This is a genomic window from Sulfurospirillum oryzae (genome assembly GCF_025770725.1).
Classification (GTDB): Bacteria; Campylobacterota; Campylobacteria; order Campylobacterales; family Sulfurospirillaceae; genus Sulfurospirillum; species Sulfurospirillum oryzae.
In genome coordinates this window covers 104,530-123,453 of sequence record NZ_JANZKZ010000003.1, presented here as the reverse complement: position 1 = coordinate 123,453, position 18,924 = coordinate 104,530, and the positions used below count along the sequence as shown (strand labels likewise).

Genomic DNA, 18,924 nt, shown 5'->3' with positions numbered 1-18,924 from the left:
CATACTACTTTATAGTGATCTCGCGGTGCATCCCAGCTTCAAAATGCTCTGGTATGTTGCATGCAAACATAACTGTGTTTCTTTTTGTAAATTTCCACGTTAACTCTTTTGTTTCTTTAGGTTTAAGTGTAATGGTATTGCCATCATGGTGAACCATATTTGGCATTTTTTTCATAGCTTCTAGGTGTGCTTTTTGTTCTTTTTCACTACCAATGGAAAACTCATGGTCAATTTCACCTTGGTTTGTCACGATAAATCTAACGATATCTCCCTCTTTGATGTTCATTTTACTATGAAATTCAAATTGCATAGAATCAAGCAAGTCGACGTTAATGATTTTGTTTGCCTGCGAAGCATTAGCGGGATTACCAATGGTAGAGCTTGCATGGCTATGTGTAGCATGGTTATGAGCTGAGTGGTCATCCATCGCAATAGCTTGGGCTGAAAAAGCAGTAACAAAGATTAGCATAGCAATACTTTTTTTATGGTGTAACATTTATTTCCTTTTATGAGTAATAGTATTACTAAAGTATAGAAAATATCTGTGCAATATTTGTGGAATAAAATTATGTATAATGCCTCTATGAAAATCCTACTCTTAGAAGATGACCCCATTCTTAGCGAAATTATCGAAGAGTTTTTAGTGGAACATGGTTTACATGTAAAGCTCTTTTATGACGGTAAAACAGCACTTGATGCCATTTTTGAGCATAAGTTTGACCTCTTGCTTCTTGACATCAACGTCCCAAGCCTTAATGGTTTTGAGCTTTTAAAAGAGATCAAAAACGCTCGCATTACCACGCCTGTCATCTTCATCACGTCACTCGACCAGATCAATGATGTGAAAAAAGGATTTGCTTTGGGTGCTGAAGATTACCTCAAAAAACCGTTTGATCTTGAAGAGCTTTTGGTAAGAATTGAGCGCACCAAAAAACTTCACAACATCGATACAAACGAGCGCATTATACTTGCGAATGAGCTCGTTTTTGATCCTGCCAATTACGAGATCATCACACCAGATACTTCGTATAAACTCCGCAAAAAAGAGGCGCAACTTTTGGAGTATTTTTTAAAACACAAAAACCGCGTGCTGAGTTTTGAAGAGATCATCGAAGAGGTGTGGCGTTTTGAAGAAGTGCCGACGTATGCGACGGTGCGTACTTATATCAAAAATCTTCGCAGTTATGGGCTTGAAGCGTTGATCGAAAATACCAAAGGGGTCGGTTATGTCTTTAAGCCACTATGAAAAACGCTCCCTCATTCGTTTTTTACTGATTTACCTGCTCTCAATTTATACGTTTATACTCATCTTGGCAGGCATGTTTTACACCATACAGATGAAAAATATGCAGGAAAACTATGCCCTAAAAATGCGTGCTACTGCTTCTGCTATCTCGCACAAGATCGTCACCGCGCACATGATGGAAGATGCTGACTTAGAGAAATGCTTCACTCAAAAGCCCATTGAACAGTGCTTTGGCGTTGATGAAGGCTATCAAGTGGCTCTTTTTGGAGCAGAACACAAACCTTTACATGTAAACTTCAACGATCAAATCGATTTTGAACAAAAGTTTTACCTCAAAAACGATAGCTTTTTTTACGTGGACGATAGCGCGCAACACCATCTTGGCGTACACTACATCGTAATCAAGCAGAGTTCTATATCGAGCATTATAAACGCGATCAAACAAGAGGTTGTGCTTTACCTACTTTTGAGTCTTGCGTTTGCGACACTCTTGGGTTATGTGCTTGCAAAACTCTTTCTAAAGCCTATCAAAGCGGAGATCGAAACGCTTGATACTTTTATCAAAGACTCCACGCATGAGCTTAATACGCCGATTACGGCGATTTTGATGAGCATTAGCACACTTAAAGATGTGGACGAGAAAAAGCGCAAACGCATTGAACTAAGTGCCAAACGTATCGCAACCTTATACGGGAACCTCAGTTACATGCTTCTACATGACAAACAAAACGAAGAAAAAACTGATATCGATGTGAAAAAACTCATAGAGGAACGTCTCGAATATTTTGCGGATTTAATGGCGAGTAAACAAATAGACTTAACATTAAAACTGGAAGAAAAAACGTTACATATAAACGAAGAGAGTCTTAGCAAACTCATCGACAACCTACTTTCCAACGCCATCAAATACAACCGTTTTGAAGGAAGCATTGAAGTTATACTGGACTTTGAAAAGTTAAGTGTCAAAGACAGTGGCATCGGCATTAAAAGCTCAAAGCTAGGTGACATCACCAAGCGCTATAAACGCGCAAACAGCGACAAAGGCGGCTTTGGCATCGGTTTAGACATCGTGAACACCATCTGTAAAGCCAATAATTTCAGGCTTGAAATAGACTCAGTTGAGGGTAAAGGTACTACATTTAGCGTCTATTTTTAATAATGTCTTTTTACTTTTTCTGCTTTTAAATACGCCTCAAATGGTGCTTCGCGTTGACAAAGATGCTCTAGATGACGTAATTCATCATCATTGTGGTTAACAAGCTTTGAGCCTTGATACTCAATTTTTTCCATACTTGTTTTTACGATTTGAACCGGTTTATCGTGATAAGTGGAGTTGAGTGAAAAAAGGACTTCATTGGTTGTTGGATTTTTATACTCTCCTACGCCATAACACAAACAGCTGTACACCGCATCTGGCGCGTACTCTTGTAAGTATATGCCCGTACCTCTAATGCCGGCTGTAAAGGTTTTGGTCTCTATCGTCTTTTCGCCGCCGCCAAAAACACCCATCACTCCGCCACCGATAAGTTTAAGTGCTTTTGTAAATGTACCATCATGTGAAAGTTCGATTTTGCTGTGAGGACGAAGTATAAAGGCATCTTTTCCTACTTTAAACTTCAATTCATTACTATCAGATTCGATAATAATTGCTTTGTTATCATCAGCATAAAGAGCTAGAGGAACGGACGCGCTTAGTAACCCAAGTGTTATGATAGACTCTCTTCGATTCATAGAAATCCTTTAAAATGATATAGAAAGCTTGACTATTTTAACATAATGCAATGATACACTATCTCTTTCTAAACAAACGATATTAACTTACCTACATCAATCTCAAAGCCTATGGTTTTTCCCTCATTTAAAGTGTCATCAAAACTATACGCCATAAGAATTTCGCCTTCAAAATCCAAAATAATTTCGTAAAAATTGCCATAAAACACAATCTCTTTAATCAATGCCTGATGCTTAAAACCAGAGCCTAGATACACGGCATCAAGCCTACAATAAACCTCTTTTTCGCTTAACCCCAAACTTTTAGGTAGCACATTTATTTTTCCTAAGAAGTTGGCACAATAAAGAGAATTGGGCTGATTGTAAATCTCTTTGGGTGTGCCGATTTGTAAGATATCGCCTCCATCCATAATCGCAATGCGATCGGAAAGATAAAACGCATCTTCTTTGTCGTGCGTGATGAAAAGGGCTGTGATGCTAAAGAGTTTGATCATCTCTTTAAGCTCTGCCCTTAAAATGGCTCTAAGCTCGGTGTCAATGTTACTCAGTGGCTCATCGAGCAGTAAAATCTTAGGCTTATCCAATATAGCACGCGCCAATGCAACACGCTGCTGCTGACCACCACTGATCTCGTGCGGGTACTTGGAAGAGAGCGTTTCTATCTTGGTTTTTTGCATTACATGTAAAAGCTCTTCTTGGCTCGCCTTACTTCCAAAAGCGATGTTTTGAGCGATGCTCAGATGGGGTAAAAGTGCGTAGTTTTGGAAGACAATGGCGATCTCTCTCTGATTGGGAGGAAGATTGGTTTTGGCGTCATACACAACCTTGTCACCAATGCAAATTGTTCCACTGTCTGGATTTTCAAGACCTGAAAGCATGCGCAAAAGGGTCGTTTTTCCACTGCCACTTCTGCCTAAAATCGTAAAAATTTCACCCTCATTGATGGAAAAACTGATCTGATTGGCAACACAGACACTTCCTTTGCAAAAATGTTTGTGTAAATTTTCGATGCTGACGATAGGTTTCATCTTCTACCTCGTACAAATTTTGAATTAAGTAATAAGACCGCAATGGCGGTTGTAACCACCAACAAGAGCGATGGAAAGGCACTTTTATAGAGTATCTCATTGCTGGCTAGCTCGTAGATACGAATGGCAATGGTGTCATAATTAAACGGTCTTAGAAGTAAAGTCGCTGGAAGTTCCTTAGCAAGGTCAATGTAAAGAATCAAAAAACCACTCAACAAATAAGGTCGCATCAGTGGCAAATAGACTTTGAACATACGCCCAAATTCGCTTGTTCCAAAAACAATGGTCGCATCATCGATACTTTTATCGATCTTGCTAAACCCATTTTCAACCGAGCCAATGCTTGCAGCAAAATAACGCGTCAGATACGCAAATATCAGCGCAAAAAATGAACCCCCAAGTACGACTTTACCGAAATTTTGGTCGATAAAATTGGTAAAAAGCAAAATGCCTATACCGATGATCGCTCCAGGGATAGAGTAACCAAGAATGGAGAGTTTATGGCTAATCACTCCTAGCTTGCTTGGGTAAAAACGCGAGGCATAGACCATTCCAAACGCTAAAGCGATGATGATGAACGATGAGAGAATATTGAGACTAAGTGTATGGTAAAGATAGGTTAAAGAACTCCAATCCAATGTGTTGAAATCTAGATAAAACCAGTACAAAAGAACACCCGTTGGAATAAAAAGCGTAAAGGTACTTATGAGCAAAGAGAGTCCAAAAGCGATGCCATTTTGAAATCCTTGTAATGTAACTTTAGATGCTTTTTTACTGCTATGTGTAGAACTAATAAAGCGATACCTCGCTCTTAAACGTGACTCTGCAAATATGATGACAAAAACTACAACAAGCATAATAATCGAAAGGTTGATTGCTTCGCCCAGATTGCCATAGCCAAACCAACTTTTAAAAATGCCCACACTAAAAGTATCGACACCAAAGTACGCCACGGTTCCATAATCACTCAAAACTTCCATCATAGCAAGTACCAATCCCGCAAAAATGGCAGGGTACGCCAAAGGCAGATAGACCGTGAAAAAGGCTTTGCAAAATGAGAGCTGTTTGAGTGAAACGAGTTCTACCACCGTTGAGGAGATAGAAGCAAATGAGACACGCGCCAAAATGAAGACATACGGAAACATTGCAAAAGAGAGGACTGCAATGACTCCATAGATATTTAAGATGTCGAGTTTAAATTTGGGAAGAGAAAAAAGCGTTGCTAAAATGCCATGAAATTCGAAAAACCCCACATAACTGTAACCTAAAATGTAGGCTGGAAAAGCAAGAGGTAATACAAAGGCTAAACTAAAAAAACGACTTCCAAAGTAAATAAAGCGTGCACTCATAAATGCTGTGCTAATACCCAAAAAAAGTACTAAAAATGCCGTTCCAAAAAGTACAATGGCGGTGCTTTTAAAATAAAGTACTAGCTCTGAAGTGTTAATGTTCACCATGCTTACATCGCCTTGTGCGATAAAGTAAATGACAAGCGAAAAAATGGGAAGAGAGATTACTAGCCCCAAAAGAGGGGCTAGTAGATATTTAAACGTTTGCATTATCTCCAGTTTGCCTTTGTCGCAATTTCAACTGCTTTTTTGTTATATTTTCCAACCTCTGCAAGAGGTAAGGTATCTTCTTTAAATACACCAAATGTCGCTACGGTTCCAGAAGCTTTAACGGCTGGATTGGCTGGATACTCATAATTAGCTTCAGCAAAGAGTGTTTGTGCCTCAACACTGCTTAAAAATTCAATCAGCTTAATAGCATTCTCTTTATTCTTAGCATATTTCGTTACACCAGCACCACTAATGTTAATATGTGTTCCTTCAGCTTTTTGTGCTGGAAAGAAAAGCTTTACGCTCTTGGCAATTTCAACATCTTTAGGGTCTTTACTGTTAAGCATAATCCCCAAATAATACGTATTGACAATCGCCAAATCACCCTCACCACTTGCTACTGCTTTGATTTGATCTCTATCATTTCCTTTTGGATCTCTCGCAAAATTAGCAACCAAACCTTTCACAAATTCTAACGCTTTTACTTCACCATGATTAGCAATAATAGAGGCTAAAAGTGATTTATTATATGCAGCCGATGAGCTACGAGTGAGAATTTTTCCTTTAAATTTTTGATCACTCAAATCCAAATAACTTCCAAGATCTTTTTCGGAAATTTTTTCTGGATTGTAAACGAAAATACGCGCACGTTTTGTGAGTCCAAACCATTCATTATCATTGTCTCTTAGATGAGCTGGTATATTTTCCGTCAAGGTTTTAGAGTTAATGGCTTGTAGTAATCCCTCTTCTTTAGCTTCATATAAATTACCAATATCCGAAGTAATAAGCATATCAGCGGGTGAATTAACGCCCTCAATTTTAAGCTTTGAAACAAGTTCTTCTGCTTTTGCTGTAATAACATTAACTTTAATGCCACTCTTTTCTTCAAATGCTTTAAAGAGTGCTTTGTCACTATCATAATGGCGATGTGAATAGACATTGACTTCGCTTGCCATCATTGTGCTTGTTACTAAACTTAAACCTAATATGAGTTTTAGAAAACGTGAGTCTTTTTTCATGGAAAATCCTTATTTTATTTTTTCGTCGAAATCATAATACACAAAACCTTTAAATAAACATAATAACTATTATCAATTAGATATTGATATATTCTTTTTATTCTTTATAAATTTACTATAGTTTATCTGCAAAGTTTTTATTGTTGACTGTTTTATTCAACTTTATTCATTGCAATATCACTTGTATTTATTAAATAAAGTGCTTATTATTAAGGATTTTATCACAAATTGAGATAGATTAAAAAGTTTATTCTCGACTATTTTGATAATATTACTTGACAATACCCTAGTAAAATGCTATGATTCTGAAAATTTAGAAGGAGACAACATGGTAGAGCACAAAAAACGAAGCATCGTTAAAGCGATCTCATGGAGAACACTTGGCACAGTTGACACCATGTTGATTAGTTTTATCGTCACAGGAAGCCCACTTGCTGCCGTGTCTATTGGAGGATTTGAGCTTATCACTAAAACCTTGCTCTACTATTTTCATGAACGAGCATGGAACAAGATCAATTTTGGTCGCCAAAAAGAAATCGAGTATCAAATATGAGTATCGCTTATGAAACAAAAATCGCAGAAGCGATTAACACACTTCAAGAACTCGTTGGAGCCAAAGCTCTTAAAGTCACGTTGGCATTTAGCCATCAAAATGAAGATGCCATTAACATCTTTCTTGCTCAAAAAGCAGGCATTAATTTTGATGTCTTTACGCTTGAGACCCATAAACTGTTTTCTGAATCCATCACGTATGAAAAAGAGATTGAAGCCTTTTTTGGCATCACAATCCAACGCTTTAGCGCAAGCGACGAGCAAATCAAAGCATTGGAAGTAAAGGTCGGAGAATACGGCATCTTTGATGATATTCATCTACGCAAAGAGTGTTGCCATGTTCGCAAGATCATCCCTTTAGCTAAGGCATTGAAAGGATATGATGGCTGGATTAGCGGTATTCGCATCGCGCAGTCCATCACGAGAAGTGACACTAAACTGGTCGAGTTTGATGATAAATTTGAACTGTTAAAATTCAACCCTCTTACTCACTTTAGCGATGAAGATGTTGAGCGTTACATGCGCGAAAATGCCATACCTCAAAACACCTTATATGCTAAAGGGTTTAAAAGCATTGGTTGTAAGCCCTGTACGAGAGCCATTAAAGAGGGCGAAGATATACGAGCGGGCAGATGGTGGTGGGAAAACCCAGAACATAAAGAGTGCGGATTGCATCTGCATAAAGAATAAGCGACCACAACAAGGTTGCAAAAGCGAAGCGCGGGCATTCTGCCGAAGAAAACTCAGCGTTAGCGCAGTCATCGCAAGCTTTGCTTGTGATGCGTGTTAAAAATGACTTAAGGATTAAAGATGGATCATTTAGACAGACTCGAAGCTCAGAGTATCTATATTTTGCGAGAAGCCTATCGAAGCTTCCCAAACCTTGCCATGCTTTGGAGCATAGGAAAAGACAGCACAGTACTCTTATGGCTCACACGAAAAGCATTTTTTGGGCATGTACCTTACCCATTGGTACACATTGATACAGCGTTTAAAATTCCTGAGATGATTCGCTACCGCGATGAAATAGCGATTCAATGGGACTTAAACCTCGTGGTGGGACAAAACAAAGAAGCCTTGGCTAAGGGCGAAACCTTTGTGAATGGATTGGACAGACTAAGTTGTTGTAAAAAACTTAAAAGCGACGCACTCAAATACACGCTGGATGGTACATGGGCACGCCGTAAATGGAACCCTTACAAAAAAATATGGGAAGATGAGTTAAACGGAGCGCCCTATACGGGTGTGATCGTAGGTGTACGTGCTGATGAAGAGGGAAGCAGGTCAAAAGAGCGTGTCTTTTCAGCACGTGATGAAAAGAGCGAATGGGATGCCAGTACGCAACCGCCAGAGCTTTGGAATCAGTACAAAACGGACTTTGCACCAGGCACTCATGTGCGCATTCATCCTCTCTTAGAGTGGACGGAACTTAACATTTGGGAGTACATCGAGAGGGAGAATATTCCTATTATCAACCTCTATTTTAACCAAGGCAATGGAAAACGTTACCGCTCTTTAGGCTGTTTTCCATGTACGGCTCCAGTGGATTCTGTGGCAACAACGCCAAAAGAGATCATCGAAGAGCTCACCAGTGGGAAGTTTAAAGACATCGCTGAACGCTCAGGAAGGGCTCAAGATAAAGATGGCGGCGGAACGCTCGAAGCACTAAGAAAAGAAGGATACATGTAATGCAAAGACTCAATATTGTCATCACAGGGCACGTCGATCACGGCAAAAGTACGCTCATCGGGCGTCTGCTTGCCGACACTGACTCATTGCCACAAGGAAAACTAGAGAGTGTGAAAAAGATGTGTGAAAACAATGCACGCCCTTTTGAGTATGCCTTCTTGCTCGACGCACTAGCCGATGAGCAAAAACAAGGCATTACCATAGACAGTGCGCGCGTCTTTTTCCAAAGTAAAAAACGAGAGTATATCATCATCGATGCACCCGGTCACATCGAATTTTTGAAAAACATGATCAGTGGAGCGTCTCGTGCTGAGGCGGCACTGCTTCTCATTGACGCCAAAGAGGGTGTGGCTGAAAATTCCAAACGCCACGGCATGTTGCTCTCTCTTTTGGGCATCAAACAAGTCGCGATTGTCGTTAACAAAATGGATTTGGTCAATTTTAGTGAAATCGCTTTTAATAAGCTCAAAATTGAGTACAGCGAATACCTCGCAACACTGGGCATTAAAAGCGACATCTTTATACCGATCAGTGCGCGTGAAGGTGTGAATCTCATCGAGCATTCTGCTTCAACGCCATGGTATAAAGGGGCTACTGTTTTAGAAATTTTAGATAGTTTCAAAAGCGTGGAAGAAAAAGAGAATGATGACTTTAGAATGCCATTGCAAGATGTGTACAAGTTTACACGTGACAACGATGACCGCCGTATCTATGCGGGTACCGTTACGAGTGGAGAACTGAATGTCGGCGATGAAGTGGTTTTTTACCCTTCTTTGAAACGCTCGAAAGTCGCAAGCATCGAGAGCTTTAACACCGAAGTAAAAACGAGTGTCAAAGAGAGCGAGGCGATTGGTTTTACGCTTGAAACACAAATTTACGTGCGAAACGGTGACGTGGTAGCCAGAGCTGATCAAAGTGCGCCACGAGTGAGCAACCGTTTTGAAGCCAACCTCTTTTGGTTGGGCGCAAAACCGCTAGAGCTTGATAAACCGTACAAGATCAAAATAGGTTCGGCGCAAAGCACGATTTACCTTGAAGAGATCAAACGCGTGATCGATGGCGATACCCTAGATCGTGCCGATGAGCCAAGCGTGGGTCGTCACGAAGCGGCATGCGTCATCTTTAGAGTACACGATCTTTTGGCGATGGAACTTTTTGCTGAAAACCAAAAACTAGGTCGCTTTGTCATTGTCGATGAGTTTGACATCGCAGGTGGTGGCATCATCACTGAGGTTTTAGAGCAATACACAACAAGACGAACCAAAGCAATAAACGTAAACAATGTTTTAGTCGACAAAGCAAGCACCAGTGCAGAGTTTGAAGAGGAGCTTTTTGCTTTGCTTCGCAAACATTTTCCACATCAGTTCCATTAAGGCGAGTTCTTGAAGAACTCTCTACACGCTTTGAGGGCAAAGCTCTCAAAGCTACGTTAACACTGGGTTCACTTCGGCAGTGAGCCCGCGCACCTTTGGTGCTTTAATTTAATATAAAAGGAAAGAAATGAAATTAACCATTAACGGCGATGTCAAAGAGATTAAGGACGGGATCGTTCTAACTGAATTATTGATCATTGAAAACGTCGAAATGCCAGAGATGGTATCCGTTCAGCTCAATGATGAGTTTAGAAGACAAGACGAGTACCCAACGATTGCACTTAAAGAGGGCGATGAGATTAACTTTTTATATTTTATGGGAGGTGGCGCGTGAGAGATTTTAGCGATGAGGAATTAGAGCGTTATTCACGCCATATTATCCTCCAAGATGTCGGTATTGAGGGGCAAGAGAAAATTGCCAATTCAAAAGTTTTAGTCATCGGTGCGGGTGGGCTTGGCTCTCCTGTGGCACTTTACCTAGCCGCCGCAGGCGTTGGGGAAATCGGCATCGTGGATGGTGACGTCGTTGATCTTTCAAACCTTCAACGCCAAGTGATTCATGCCACAGCAGACATCGGTGTATCCAAAGTGCTCTCGGCGAAAGCGAAGATGGAAGCGATCAATCCCAATGTCAAAGTAACGGTGTACCAAAAGTTTTTGGACGCGTCCAATATCTTGGACATCGTCAAAGGCTATGATTTCGTCATTGATGGAACAGATAACTTTTCATCCAAATTTTTAATCAATGATGCGTGTGTTTTAGCCAATGTCCCCTACTCTCACGGTGGCATTTTACGCTTTGGCGGACAAACGATGACGATTAAACCTCATGAGAGTGCGTGTTACGCGTGTGTGTTTGACAGCCCACCACCTGCGAATGCCATTCCAACATGTTCAAGTGCGGGCATTTTAGGAGCGGTTGCGGGAATGTTAGGAACCATTCAAGCAGCAGAAGCGCTCAAATACATCGTCGGTGTAGGTGAGCCACTCTACAACAGACTCTTAACCTTTGATGCGAAAAGCATGAACTTTAGAAATGTGAATTTCAAGAAAAATCCTAAATGCCGTGTATGCGGAGGGGAAGGCATCAAAGAGATACGAGATTATGAAGCGGTTGTGTGTGAGGCAAAGCTATGATTAAAATCCCACAAAGTGTGTACGATGAGATCGTCGCACACGCCTTAAAAGATACACCCATTGAAGCATGTGGTTATCTTGCGGGACTGAATGGCGAAGTAAAATACGCCATTCCTATGAAGAACACCGATGCGAGCAACGAGCACTTCAGTTTTGATCCGCAAGAGCAGTTTGACGCGTTTAAAAAGACGCAAAAAGAGGGTCTTAGACTCATTTCTGTCTACCACTCTCACCCAGAGACACCAGCACGTCCAAGCGAGGAAGATATTCGCTTGGCATTTGATCCAAATGTAAGCTATATTATTGTTTCATTAGCAGGTGAAACGCCTGATATGAAGTCCTTTATTATTAAAAATAAAACGGTTGAAAAAGAAGAGATCCAAATAATTTTAGAGTAACGAAGAAGGCGCGTAGAAAAAATCCGAATAAAACACTTTGAGCCGATGGGACGAATAAGCGGAGCGTTTCGGGGCTCCTATCGTGTCTCAACCGTGTTGCAAGAGGATTTATTTCGAAGCTGCCTTCTTCATTAAAACGTTTACATGTAACGATAAGGAGTTACGATTATGAGTCACTATATTATCCCCCAACTCGTCTACGATGACTTGGAAGTTTTCAAAAAAAACCATGCCGAGTTTTTGGCTGGAACGCTTGATGAGCTTACCTTTAAAACAATGCGTGTCCCTTTTGGTGTGTATGAACAGCGCGAAGCCAATACCTTTATGGTGCGCATCAAACTAGCAGGCGGCATCCTAACGCCAAAACAACTTTTAACGTTATCTGACTTAGCTGAAAAGTACGCGCATGAAGCGATTCACATTACCACCCGTGGTGGTGCGCAACTTCACTATGTCAAAATCGAAGATATTATCAACATTATCGAAGTGCTGCACAGTATCGGACTCAGTGGTCGTGGTGGCGGTGGCAATACCGTTCGTAACGTTACTGCTGACCCACTTGCGGGTACAGCCAAAGATGAAATATTTGATGTTTCACCTTATGCACTTGCGATTACAACAAAAATGCTTGAGCAAAAGGACTCATTTGCACTGCCTCGTAAATTCAAAATTACCTTTAGTGGTTCAGAAGCAGACCGCGGTTATGCGACCATCCATGATGTAGGGTTTATCGCGAAAATTCAAGACGGTGTCAAAGGCTTTAAGCTCTTTGTCGCAGGTGGTATGGGTGCAAAATCTCGTGTAGGAACTAAATTCCTTGATTTTGTACCAGACACGGAAGTCTTTTTATACTCTCAAGCGATTAAACAAGTGTTTGACCAAAATGGTAACCGCAAAAACAAACATGCCGCACGTCTTCGCTTCTTGCTTGAAGAACTAGGAATGGATGAGTTTAGAAGACTCGTCAACGTTGAGATTGAAGCCCTCAAAGCCAAAGGCGACTGGGAGTTGCCGATTGTAGAGATTGAGCGAACCATTGGCAACACCAAAGATGAGCCATTTGTAGTGCCAGAAGCGTATAAAAAATGGTGGAATCGTTACGTTTATGCGCAAAAACAAGAGGGACTTTATGGTTGTAAAGTGCCTGTGTATCTAGGTGATGTTCATTTTGAAAATGCGCGTGCCCTTGCCAATGCACTGCTTCCATTTGGTGATGATGTGCTTCGTTTTACAGGCGACCAAAACCTTTACATCCGTAACCTCACGGCTTCACAGATGATTACATTGCATGATGTCCTTCAAAACTTCTCCAAAGATGTTTCTAAACCAACCTTCTTTGGCGATATGGTCGCGTGTACGGGTGCGGCAACGTGTCAGCTGGGTATTGCTCGTCCTCGTGGTGCGGTAGAAGCGATTCAAAAACGTCTTGTTAAACTTTTCGATCAATACGATTATGACCAATTACAAGGCTTTAAAATTCACCTCTCCGGTTGTCCAAACAGTTGTGGAAAACACCTCATTGGCGATCTTGGATTTTTTGGAAAAGTACAACGTAATGAGGGGTACTCCTACCCAGCGTACAATGTCGTAGCAGGGAATCGCACCAGTGGCGAAGGTACTGTGTTTGCTCAAAAATGTGGCGATGTTGCAGCTTTCCATCTTCCAGCATTTGTGGAAGAAGTTCTCAACACATGGCTTCCACTCGTTAAAAAATACGAGAGCTTTGCAGACTGGATCGATGATGGCGGACTCAAAATAATTGAAGATATTTCTAAAAAATACGTTGATATCCCTTCGTTCAAAGAGGATAAAAACCCTTACTTTGACTATGATGCGGTAGAACTCTTCTCACTCAAAGGAAGAGGAACAGGCGAATGTAGTGCAGGTATGTACGACCTTATCGAAGCCGATAAAAAGGCTCTTAAAGAGGCTTTAGAGAAAGAGGAAAAAGACTATGAGCTGATTCGTCTCTTGTCTGCTCGTATGCTTCTTGTGACTCGTGGAGAAGATGCTAGGGATAAAGCAGGCGTACTAAAAGCCTTTAAAACACTTTTTATCGACACGACACTGCTCAACGCCTATTTTGGAACGATGTTAGAGGGTGATGCCGATGAGAAATCTATCGAGCTGGCAGAAGAAGTTATCAAGCTTTACAAGACAATGGATAATACCCTTAAATTTGCGAAAGAAAAAGAGTTGGCTGCGGCTGCGAATGCGCCTAAAGAAGAAAAGTCAGCCCATTTTAAAGACCTTAGCGGTGTTGCGTGTCCGATGAACTTTGTGAAAACGAAGATGGAACTCTCAAGAATTAAAAGCGGTGAAGTCTTGGAGATTTTACTTGATGATGGAGCACCGATTGATAACGTGCCAAAATCGGTGGCAAGTGAAGGTCACACCGTCGAAGCAACCACGAAAGAGGGTAATGGCTGGCGCGTAAGGATCGTTAAAAAATGAGTACCTTAGGCATCGCACTCACGCCTAAACGCACGCTTTTGATTGGGGCGGGCAAAGTCGCCGCACAAAAAGCGCGCGTACTGGACAGTCTTGATTTTGCGTACGAAATCGTCGCAGCATCAAGGCTAGATGCCTATTTTGAATCCAAAATCTTTACATGTAAAGCGTTTGAGGATGCTGATGCAGAGGGCTTTGAGGTGATTATTGACGCGACAGGCAATGAGCAGGTGACCAAGCGTTTGGTCGCCCTGAAACCGATTCATCATTTTTGGCTCAATGTCGTGGATGTTCCTGAACTCTGCGATTTTTACTTTAGCGCGCTTACCCGTCGTGGAGACATTCAAGTCGCGGTCAGCAGTGGTGGAAGTTCGCCTACTTTAGCGCAAGTCATTCGCGATAAGATCGAAAAGATTTTACCGCATGACCTCACGTCACTCATTGACAGACTGAAAAACGAGCGCAAAAAACCAGACCGTGACCTCGAAAAACTTCGAGACATTGCCAAAGCAGGTGTGGGAAAAGTCTTTTTGATCGGCTGTGGAACTGGGTATGTGGGTAACCTCACGTTAGATGCGTTGAATGCGTTTGAACTACTCGATGTTGCGTTGGTGGATGCTCTGGTCTCTGAGGAGATTCGCTCTCTCATTCCCCTTACATGTAAAGTGGTAGATGTCAGCAAAAAGAAGGGGTTTCACTCCAAAAGTCAAGATGAAATCAACACTCTTTTAGTGGACTACGCCAAACAAGGGCTTGTTGTCGGACGTCTCAAAGGAGGCGACCCGCTTCTGTTTGGAAGGCTCGGCGAAGAGAAACAAGTTTTGGCGCAACATGGCATCTCCTTTGAGGTGATCAATGGCATTACCTCAGCCCTTCGCTCTTGTACTGTTTCAGGCATTGTGCCAACGATTCGTGACATTTCCAAAGGGGTGACCATCGTCTCGGCGCACCTAAGAGAGACGCTTTTTAACGATGATTGGGTGAGCATTTTAAAACAGCCTTTGCATACGGTCATTGTTTTAATGGCGCACAGTTTTGCAAAAAAAATCCAAGATGCCATAGCCAAACAGAACATCAACCCCAATCTTCCTGCCGCATTTGTATCGAAGATTGACCTGCCCGATCAAGTAACCATAGTGGGAACTGTGGGAAAATTGGATAAAATGGCGACATTATGTGCCACACCAGCGGTCTTAATCATCGGTGAGTGTGTCGCAAAAGAGAACATTTTACCAGCCGAGAATAGCGGCAAAATTATTTACATGTAAACGTAAATCGCGTAGAAAAAATTCCGCACGAGACACTTTGAGCCGATGGGACGAATAAGCGGAGCGTTTCGGGGCTCCCATCGTGCCTCAACCGTGCCGAGAAAGGGTTTTTTCGATAGCTGATTTACATTCAAAATAAGGATATTTTTATGGGATTTACCACCAAAGCATTGCATGCCAAACCAGCACACAAAGATCAACATGGCGCAATGCGCTTCCCTATCTACCAAAGTTCAGCCTTTGAGTTTGAAAAAGCAGAAGACCTCGAAGCCGTTTTCAAAGGTCAAAAGATGGGGCATGTATATACACGCTCCTCAAATCCTTCTATTGAAGAGTTTGAACTCAAAATCAAAGCGATCAGTGGCGCTTTTGGTGTCATCGCAACCGCTACGGGTATGGCTGCCATCTCAAATGCGCTGTTTGCACTTTTAAAAAGTGGCGATAACATCATTACCACGCAGTACCTTTTTGGCAATACGCTCTCCCTTTTCCAAACACTTTTCAGTGATTTTGGCATTGAAGTGCGTTATGTAGATTTGAGCGATTTGGAGGCAATTAAAGCCAATATTGATGCTAAAACACGCTTTCTTTTTTGTGAAAGTGTCAGTAATCCTCAGCTCATTGTGCCTGATTTTGAGGCGATTAAAAGTGTTTTAAAAGAGCAAAATGTGCCTCTTATCGTCGATACAACGGCAACGCCTTGGAACATCTTTAATGCAAAAAAACATGGTGTGGATATTGAGATTATCTCTGCGACCAAATACATTTCAGGCGGCGGACATGTCCTTGGTGGTTTGATCGTCGATAATGGTACCTTTAACTGGAAAAATCACGCCAATTTAGAGCCTTACTATAAGAAATTTGGACCCAATGCGTTTATCGCACGCCTTCGCAAAGAGACCTTTAGAAATCTAGGGGCTTCACTTTCACCTCAAAGTGCTTACCTGCTATCTTTAGGACTTGAGACCATGGATTTGCGCGTCAAACGAAGCTGTTCTAACGCACTTACAGTAGCCAAACACCTGCAAACAAAAACTGAAATCATCAGCGTGGAATACCCTTTTTTAGAGGGCTCATCAGCATACGTTAACGCTTCAAAACAATTTAGTGGCGGTGGTGGCATTGTGAGTTTTAGCTTTAAAGATAAAGAAGCGACATACGCATTTTTAAATCGCCTCAATATCATCAAACGAGGCACAAATGTCCAAGATAACAAATCTCTAGCCATTGCAACGTACCATACGATTTACGCGGAATACTCCGAAGCACAAAAAGCCGCTTTTGGACTCACGGAGGGTATGATTCGCCTCTCTGTGGGTATTGAAGATGTGGAAGACTTGATCGCAGATATTGACCAAGCCTTAGGATAAAACGGTGCCCTATTTTTGGGCTAACACGAAACGTAAAGACTTTTACTCTTTAGACGTCGAAATTGTAAATAAAAGAGAATTACTATGAAAGTTGCACTACTAATGAGCGGAGGCATTGACTCTAGTTACTCCGCTTACTTGCTGAAAGAGCAAGGTCATGAGGTTATTGGTATCTATCTCAAACTTCACGAGGATGAGAAAAAACACGCGGTTAACATCGCTAATATTGAAAAAGTAAGCAAATATTTGAACATCGAAACGCACGTTATTGATGCCAAAGCCCTTTTTAAAGAGCATGTGTATGACTATTTTGTCAGATCATACGAGCAAGGCTTAACGCCCAATCCATGTGCCTTTTGTAATCCACGCATGAAATTTGGCTTTGCCTTTGAAAAAGCGATGGAGATGGGCTGCGAAAAAATCGCGACTGGACACTATGCGCGCATAAAAGAGGGTCACATTCAAGAAGCTTATGATATGAGTAAAGATCAAAGCTACTTCCTTTTTGGGCTCAAAAAAGAGGTGATTGAAAAGATTCTTTTCCCACTCGGTGGCATGAAAAAAGAGGACATTAAACCCATTGCTTTGGAAAAATTGCCTTGGCTTGGCACACTTGAAACCTACAAAGAATCACAAGAGATCTGTTTTGTTACCGACACATACATCGAGGTGTTAAAAAAACATATCAATGTCGATCAAAAAGGGGTGGTGAAAGACACCAGTGGGAAGGTCATCGGTGAGCACAAAGGCTACATGCACTACACCATCGGCAAACGCAAAGGGCTTACCATCAACGGCGCGCATGACCCGCATTTTGTCGTGGGCATCGATGCTAAAACCAATACCGTTGTCGCAGGTACCAAAGAGGAACTTTTGCAAAAACGTGTTGTGGCACAAAACTTCTCCTTGCCAGAAGATTTTAAAGAGGGAATGTATGGCGTGAAAGTGCGCTATAGAAGCCCACAAGCTAAGGCGCATGTAAAAATTGAAGAGGGTAAAATCATCGCAGAACTCGAAGAGGGTGTTTATGGACTGGCAAGCGGTCAAGCACTTGTAGTCTATGCGGATGATTTAGTTCTAGGTGGCGGCTGGATCGAAGCGTAAGTCGTATAAAGAGCTCCATTTTGGGGCTCTTCATCTTTACATGTAAAACACATTATGAGCAAGAACAACAGCCTCTATCGCTCACAGGTTCACACGTAGTGTTTTGTGATACCTCAGGTTTCGCATCGCCATGAATATACTTCTCGACAATCTCTTCCGCTACGATTCTTGCGTACTCATTAAACACTTCATCAGAAACTTCGTTCATTTCAAAAGGCAAATTCTTTTTATAAATCTTATCGGCTTGCACAACAAGCGCATCAAGTTCAGGGATCACCCCTTTCATCATTCGTGAAGCACAATCAATAAAACATCCTTCAATCGCGATAGCTTTATGCGTCTGTCTGACTAAATTTCTCTGCCCTCCATCTTTGGTAAAAGCACCGCCCAAACAAATTCTAACGGTATTTTCAGGTGAAAGCTTATGCGCAATAAGATTGGCGGCTCTTCTAGATACTTCTCCTTTCGAACAAGCTCCTTCACACGACATAATCGCTATTTTGGCTGGATGAGTCGTATGCTTTTTGGCATAATCTTCACATGAACTACAATAGCCATCCATTTTTTCAATTTTTATCTCTTCGTACATAAACTTCTCCCTATAAAGATTTAATTTTAGTTGCAATTTCTTCCACAAGTTCCTTCGTGGGTTTTGCATTTCCTTTTTGCAAGCCCATAGTCGTCAACACATAACTCGTGGGGCTTATTCCTATTTTTTCCATCATTAACTTAGCACACCCAATAGGACATCCATCAATCGTAATGACTTCATCTGTTTCTTTGGCAACTTTGATAAAGCTTTCAATGCCAGCACCTATTCCCACCAAACAACTTGCCGTTGCATTTGCAAAACCATCATGACGTAATTGCCTGCTAACGCTATCGGCAACTTCGCCGACATCAGCGCATCCAGAACAAGCGTAAACTCGCTTTATCTTTGTGCTTTCTTCACTCTTTTTAGCTGATCCACAACTACAATTTCCCATAAAAGTCCTCCTT

20 protein-coding genes are annotated in these 18,924 nt (G+C 41.5%); 13 read left to right on the top strand and 7 right to left on the bottom strand.

The genetic code is table 11. The features are described 5' to 3' along the window. Positions 1–4: 4 nt before the first annotated feature. Positions 5–496: a cupredoxin domain-containing protein gene (locus tag N0B29_RS09425; RefSeq protein WP_263833473.1), complete on the bottom strand. Its 492-nt coding sequence runs from the start codon at positions 494–496 to the stop codon at positions 5–7. 72 nt (positions 497–568) lie between these two features. Between N0B29_RS09425 and N0B29_RS09420 the strand changes: the two genes are divergently transcribed. Together N0B29_RS09420 and N0B29_RS09415 are read left to right on the top strand one after the other, a co-directional pair. Next, positions 569–1,246 carry a response regulator transcription factor gene (locus tag N0B29_RS09420; RefSeq protein WP_263833472.1) on the top strand — a complete coding sequence of 226 codons (678 nt, stop codon included), beginning with the start codon at positions 569–571 and terminating at the stop codon, positions 1,244–1,246. Continuing rightward, positions 1,227–2,402 (top strand): sensor histidine kinase, encoded by a 1,176-nt coding sequence (locus N0B29_RS09415; protein ID WP_263833471.1) that lies wholly within the window; start codon positions 1,227–1,229, stop codon positions 2,400–2,402. Before N0B29_RS09420 ends, N0B29_RS09415 begins: the two co-directional genes overlap by 20 nt. Here the strand turns inward: N0B29_RS09415 and N0B29_RS09410 are convergent. From N0B29_RS09410 to N0B29_RS09395, 4 genes are all read right to left on the bottom strand, one after another. Beyond that, positions 2,399–2,977: a hypothetical protein gene (locus N0B29_RS09410; protein ID WP_263833470.1), complete on the bottom strand. Its 579-nt coding sequence runs from the start codon at positions 2,975–2,977 to the stop codon at positions 2,399–2,401. The two genes, N0B29_RS09415 and N0B29_RS09410, sit on opposite strands and share 4 nt — an antisense overlap. A gap of 68 nt (positions 2,978–3,045) precedes the next feature. Next, positions 3,046–4,005, bottom strand: coding sequence for an ABC transporter ATP-binding protein (locus N0B29_RS09405; RefSeq protein ID WP_263833469.1), 960 nt, complete (start codon positions 4,003–4,005; stop codon positions 3,046–3,048). Further along, positions 4,002–5,564, bottom strand: a complete 1,563-nt coding sequence (locus tag N0B29_RS09400) for an ABC transporter permease (RefSeq protein ID WP_263833468.1) — start codon at positions 5,562–5,564, stop codon at positions 4,002–4,004. Before N0B29_RS09400 ends, N0B29_RS09405 begins: the two co-directional genes overlap by 4 nt. Further along, entirely contained in the window at positions 5,564–6,583 is a 1,020-nt protein-coding gene (locus N0B29_RS09395; protein ID WP_263833467.1) for a Fe(3+) ABC transporter substrate-binding protein, read from the bottom strand. The genes N0B29_RS09400 and N0B29_RS09395 overlap by 1 nt, the downstream gene beginning before the upstream one ends. Before the next feature lie 328 nt (positions 6,584–6,911). Here N0B29_RS09395 and N0B29_RS09390 point away from each other — a divergent pair, with 328 nt between their 5' ends. The 11 genes from N0B29_RS09390 to mnmA all read left to right on the top strand — a co-directional run bounded on the left by N0B29_RS09390 (position 6,912) and on the right by mnmA (position 17,925). Next, complete coding sequence (locus N0B29_RS09390; protein WP_263833466.1) at positions 6,912–7,136, top strand: DUF2061 domain-containing protein; 225 nt, start codon at positions 6,912–6,914, stop codon at positions 7,134–7,136. Beyond that, positions 7,133–7,825 (top strand): phosphoadenylyl-sulfate reductase, encoded by a 693-nt coding sequence (locus N0B29_RS09385; protein ID WP_263833465.1) that lies wholly within the window; start codon positions 7,133–7,135, stop codon positions 7,823–7,825. Before N0B29_RS09390 ends, N0B29_RS09385 begins: the two co-directional genes overlap by 4 nt. Positions 7,826–7,945: 120 nt before the next feature. Continuing rightward, a complete protein-coding gene (cysD, locus tag N0B29_RS09380) occupies positions 7,946–8,824 on the top strand; it encodes a sulfate adenylyltransferase subunit CysD (protein WP_263833464.1) in 879 nt (292 codons plus the stop codon). Continuing rightward, complete coding sequence (locus tag N0B29_RS09375) at positions 8,824–10,197, top strand: sulfate adenylyltransferase subunit 1 (RefSeq protein ID WP_263833463.1); 1,374 nt, start codon at positions 8,824–8,826, stop codon at positions 10,195–10,197. Before cysD ends, N0B29_RS09375 begins: the two co-directional genes overlap by 1 nt. Positions 10,198–10,324: 127 nt before the next feature. Beyond that, positions 10,325–10,531: a sulfur carrier protein ThiS gene (thiS, locus tag N0B29_RS09370; RefSeq protein ID WP_263833462.1), complete on the top strand. Its 207-nt coding sequence runs from the start codon at positions 10,325–10,327 to the stop codon at positions 10,529–10,531. Then, positions 10,528–11,334 (top strand): HesA/MoeB/ThiF family protein, encoded by an 807-nt coding sequence (locus N0B29_RS09365; protein ID WP_263833461.1) that lies wholly within the window; start codon positions 10,528–10,530, stop codon positions 11,332–11,334. Before thiS ends, N0B29_RS09365 begins: the two co-directional genes overlap by 4 nt. Next, a complete protein-coding gene (locus tag N0B29_RS09360; RefSeq protein WP_263833460.1) occupies positions 11,331–11,732 on the top strand; it encodes a M67 family metallopeptidase in 402 nt (133 codons plus the stop codon). The genes N0B29_RS09365 and N0B29_RS09360 overlap by 4 nt, the downstream gene beginning before the upstream one ends. Positions 11,733–11,900: 168 nt before the next feature. Then, positions 11,901–14,186 carry a ferredoxin-like domain-containing protein gene (locus N0B29_RS09355; protein ID WP_263833459.1) on the top strand — a complete coding sequence of 762 codons (2,286 nt, stop codon included), beginning with the start codon at positions 11,901–11,903 and terminating at the stop codon, positions 14,184–14,186. Next, the gene (cobA, locus tag N0B29_RS09350; RefSeq protein WP_263833458.1) at positions 14,183–15,451 is read left to right on the top strand and encodes a uroporphyrinogen-III C-methyltransferase; all 1,269 of its coding nucleotides are present in this window, start codon (positions 14,183–14,185) and stop codon (positions 15,449–15,451) included. Before N0B29_RS09355 ends, cobA begins: the two co-directional genes overlap by 4 nt. Before the next feature lie 149 nt (positions 15,452–15,600). Next, a complete protein-coding gene (locus N0B29_RS09345) occupies positions 15,601–16,821 on the top strand; it encodes an aminotransferase class I/II-fold pyridoxal phosphate-dependent enzyme (protein ID WP_263833457.1) in 1,221 nt (406 codons plus the stop codon). A gap of 84 nt (positions 16,822–16,905) precedes the next feature. Then, a complete protein-coding gene (mnmA, locus tag N0B29_RS09340) occupies positions 16,906–17,925 on the top strand; it encodes a tRNA 2-thiouridine(34) synthase MnmA (protein WP_263833456.1) in 1,020 nt (339 codons plus the stop codon). A 52-nt stretch (positions 17,926–17,977) separates the two neighbouring features. Here mnmA and N0B29_RS09335 read toward each other — a convergent pair whose 3' ends face one another. Together N0B29_RS09335 and N0B29_RS09330 are read right to left on the bottom strand one after the other, a co-directional pair. Next, positions 17,978–18,514, bottom strand: coding sequence for a putative zinc-binding protein (locus N0B29_RS09335; RefSeq protein WP_263833455.1), 537 nt, complete (start codon positions 18,512–18,514; stop codon positions 17,978–17,980). A gap of 10 nt (positions 18,515–18,524) precedes the next feature. Then, positions 18,525–18,911, bottom strand: a complete 387-nt coding sequence (locus N0B29_RS09330) for a putative zinc-binding protein (RefSeq protein ID WP_263833454.1) — start codon at positions 18,909–18,911, stop codon at positions 18,525–18,527. Positions 18,912–18,924 lie beyond the last annotated feature (13 nt).

What these genes read in the sequence shown, in the direction of transcription:
- N0B29_RS09425 (WP_263833473.1), bottom strand. Translation starts at nt 496, where the DNA reads ATGTTACACCATAAAAAAAGTATTGCTATGCTAATCTTTGTTACTGCT.
- N0B29_RS09420 (WP_263833472.1), top strand. Translation starts at nt 569, where the DNA reads ATGTATAATGCCTCTATGAAAATCCTACTCTTAGAAGATGACCCCATT.
- N0B29_RS09415 (WP_263833471.1), top strand. Translation starts at nt 1,227, where the DNA reads ATGTCTTTAAGCCACTATGAAAAACGCTCCCTCATTCGTTTTTTACTG.
- N0B29_RS09410 (WP_263833470.1), bottom strand. Translation starts at nt 2,977, where the DNA reads ATGAATCGAAGAGAGTCTATCATAACACTTGGGTTACTAAGCGCGTCC.
- N0B29_RS09405 (WP_263833469.1), bottom strand. Translation starts at nt 4,005, where the DNA reads ATGAAACCTATCGTCAGCATCGAAAATTTACACAAACATTTTTGCAAA.
- N0B29_RS09400 (WP_263833468.1), bottom strand. Translation starts at nt 5,564, where the DNA reads ATGCAAACGTTTAAATATCTACTAGCCCCTCTTTTGGGGCTAGTAATC.
- N0B29_RS09395 (WP_263833467.1), bottom strand. Translation starts at nt 6,583, where the DNA reads ATGAAAAAAGACTCACGTTTTCTAAAACTCATATTAGGTTTAAGTTTA.
- N0B29_RS09390 (WP_263833466.1), top strand. Translation starts at nt 6,912, where the DNA reads ATGGTAGAGCACAAAAAACGAAGCATCGTTAAAGCGATCTCATGGAGA.
- N0B29_RS09385 (WP_263833465.1), top strand. Translation starts at nt 7,133, where the DNA reads ATGAGTATCGCTTATGAAACAAAAATCGCAGAAGCGATTAACACACTT.
- cysD (WP_263833464.1), top strand. Translation starts at nt 7,946, where the DNA reads ATGGATCATTTAGACAGACTCGAAGCTCAGAGTATCTATATTTTGCGA.
- N0B29_RS09375 (WP_263833463.1), top strand. Translation starts at nt 8,824, where the DNA reads ATGCAAAGACTCAATATTGTCATCACAGGGCACGTCGATCACGGCAAA.
- thiS (WP_263833462.1), top strand. Translation starts at nt 10,325, where the DNA reads ATGAAATTAACCATTAACGGCGATGTCAAAGAGATTAAGGACGGGATC.
- N0B29_RS09360 (WP_263833460.1), top strand. Translation starts at nt 11,331, where the DNA reads ATGATTAAAATCCCACAAAGTGTGTACGATGAGATCGTCGCACACGCC.
- N0B29_RS09355 (WP_263833459.1), top strand. Translation starts at nt 11,901, where the DNA reads ATGAGTCACTATATTATCCCCCAACTCGTCTACGATGACTTGGAAGTT.
- cobA (WP_263833458.1), top strand. Translation starts at nt 14,183, where the DNA reads ATGAGTACCTTAGGCATCGCACTCACGCCTAAACGCACGCTTTTGATT.
- N0B29_RS09345 (WP_263833457.1), top strand. Translation starts at nt 15,601, where the DNA reads ATGGGATTTACCACCAAAGCATTGCATGCCAAACCAGCACACAAAGAT.
- mnmA (WP_263833456.1), top strand. Translation starts at nt 16,906, where the DNA reads ATGAAAGTTGCACTACTAATGAGCGGAGGCATTGACTCTAGTTACTCC.
- N0B29_RS09335 (WP_263833455.1), bottom strand. Translation starts at nt 18,514, where the DNA reads ATGTACGAAGAGATAAAAATTGAAAAAATGGATGGCTATTGTAGTTCA.
- N0B29_RS09330 (WP_263833454.1), bottom strand. Translation starts at nt 18,911, where the DNA reads ATGGGAAATTGTAGTTGTGGATCAGCTAAAAAGAGTGAAGAAAGCACA.